Source organism: Nitrosospira multiformis, assembly GCF_900111585.1.
Classification (GTDB): Bacteria; Pseudomonadota; Gammaproteobacteria; order Burkholderiales; family Nitrosomonadaceae; genus Nitrosospira; species Nitrosospira multiformis_B.
On sequence record NZ_FOHI01000021.1, the window covers coordinates 1 to 1,244 of the forward strand.

Here is a 1,244-nt window from a genome sequence, read left to right on the forward strand (position 1 = left end):
GCCAATAACCGGATGCGGCGCCTGGCGACGGCGCTGCTGATGGTGATGCTTGCGGTTCTCGTTCTGGCCAACGTATTTCTTCCGCTTCATCCCTCGATTGGCTACGTTCGCGCTTTTGCCGAAGCCGCGGTAGTGGGCGCGCTGGCGGACTGGTTTGCCATAACAGCCTTATTCCGCCAGCCCCTCGGCCTGCCGATCCCCCACACCGCAATCATTCCGCGTAACAAGGATCGAATCGGTGAATCGCTGGGACGCTTCGTGGAGAGCAACTTTGCTTCCCCTGAAGTGGTTGCCGCCAAACTCGCGCCTGTGGATTTGTCCGGGAAACTGGCAACGTGGCTGTCCGAGCAGGAGCGTACCGACCAGCTCGCGGATTATGTGACGCGCCTGATTCCGGAATTGCTGGATTCGGTGGACGAGCGCCACGTGCAGCATTTCGTTTCGGCCGGGCTGCTGGAAAAAGCGGCCCGCATCGATCTTGGCCCTCTGCTCGGCGAGGCGGTGACGATGCTCACTGCGGAAAAGCGGCACCAGCGACTGCTGGACAAGCTGTTGCGCGAGGCTGATGAATATGTAACTGCGAACGAATCCCGTATCCGTCAGCGGGTACGTAAAAACACAGCCTGGTTCTGGCAGCGGCTTTCGATGGATGAGAAGGTGGGGGAAAGCGTGGTGGCGGCACTGCGCGAGGTTGTGGCCGAGATCGCGCGCGACCCTGCCCACCCCTTGCGCTTGCGGCTGGATGCTGCCATCGGCAAGCTCGCCTCCGACCTGGCTACTTCCCCCCAGTATCGCGAGCAGGTTGCCGCCCACACCCGCAAACTGCTGGAGCATCCGGCCTTGCGGGACTACGCGGACGGAGTCTGGCGCGACATCCGCAACGGGATGCGCGAGGACATCGACAGCGGGGAATCGGCAATCAGGGCGTGGATGCGGAGCCTCATACAGTCGGGCACCGATACTGTCCTCCAGGACCGCGGTCTGCGAGAGCGGCTCAATAACTGGATGCGGGAGGTGCTGGTGGAGGCGGTGCAGTCTCACCAGCGCGATGTGGGCAGGCTCATTGCCGACACCGTGCGGGAGTGGGACACGGAGACAGTGACTCGCCGCATCGAGCGGCAGGTGGGCGAGGACCTGCAGTACATTCGCATCAATGGCACCCTGATAGGCGGGTTGGCAGGCCTGACGATCTACACCATCGCCCATGCATTCGCTTGACCTCCAGCCTCCGCGAACATGCTTCC

1 protein-coding gene is annotated in these 1,244 nt (G+C 62.5%); it reads left to right on the top strand.

What is annotated here, in order from left to right; translation table 11 throughout:
• Nucleotides 1-1,218, top strand: a 1,218-nt coding sequence (locus BMW46_RS14830; protein WP_081355843.1) for a DUF445 domain-containing protein, incomplete at its 5' end; no start/stop codon positions are given.
• Nucleotides 1,219-1,244 lie beyond the last annotated feature (26 nt).